1 pseudogene is annotated in these 1,029 nt (G+C 36.9%); it reads left to right on the plus strand.

What is annotated here, in order from left to right:
- Positions 1-465: 465 nt before the first annotated feature.
- Positions 466-585, plus strand: a pseudogene (locus tag ACFIMW_RS09360) (late control protein); the annotation flags it as partial.
- Positions 586-1,029: the final 444 nt, after the last annotated feature.

A 1,029-nucleotide genomic window follows, 5' to 3' on the forward strand; every position in this document is an offset into this window, starting at 1 on the left:
AGAGAAGAAAACACTTTAAACAAATGTTTGTTATGAGAGACAAAATGTTAATATACGCTTCAAAAAATCTCACTTATACTTGAAGAAAGATGTGTTTGTGTGATCATTTTATTTCTTATGAGATAAAGTAATTATTAATTGTACCTTATGTTGTGGGGTAGGAAGAAGCTATTCAAGCTGTTGCTTGTGCTGTGAAATGTGGGTGTGTGCAGGGCTGCAAGATCTCAATTGCCTGCTTCGATTTTTTCCTATTCTTGGGGTCTCATGGGGGAAACCGAATTAACCAAAGCAAAAGATGGTATATTATCAGGAAATTTACTTGCTTTCGAAATTTTGGTTGAAAGCTCGTTCAGAGAGAATTTTTGTGGCGTGGAAATAAAGGATCATGAAAGAGACAAGATAAGCTTTTTTATTCGTATTCTGTCATATGCGCTGTTTGCACAGTTTCTCCTCATGTAAAGAGAAGCACAAGCGGCATCAAAATCAGACAGGCTGTGTCGTGCTGTGGGCAGTGGCTCCTTAACTTTAGAGAGACGCCCTGAAATCATGGCGGATCAACCTCTGCTTCTTCAAGGGTTCCGTGGGTAAATCAATGGTCCATGGAAACTACCGTCACCCACTGCTATTTATCCCAATTGCTAAAACGAGAAATAGGATCAAGTTGATCCGATTGCATGAGTACAGTAATAGGGTATTGTTTATCCAATTCCTAAAAGGAGCAATGGTGCAAATATTGCACACTTGCGTACTGAAAAGGAATTTGCTCAAGTTGACCGAATTCCTTAAACGCTTCTTTTTTTAATAATGTACTTGAATAATGTGTTTGGGGTACGGAAAAACTATCAATCAATGTAGTTTGACACTAGGTTTTATACTAAGTGGGAAGAGGTGGGATTAGGTAGGAATACGTGATAATTTGTTGTTTTTATGTATAAAATTTAGCATTAAAAGCGCGTTTTGTCAAAATAGATTTTGACACCTAAAATTGTAAAAAAGAGCGAAAATCAGAAAAAAGTGCGTTTTCATAGT

Source organism: Bartonella sp. AC329YNZD (assembly GCF_042196685.1).
Lineage (GTDB): Bacteria > Pseudomonadota > Alphaproteobacteria > Rhizobiales > Rhizobiaceae > Bartonella.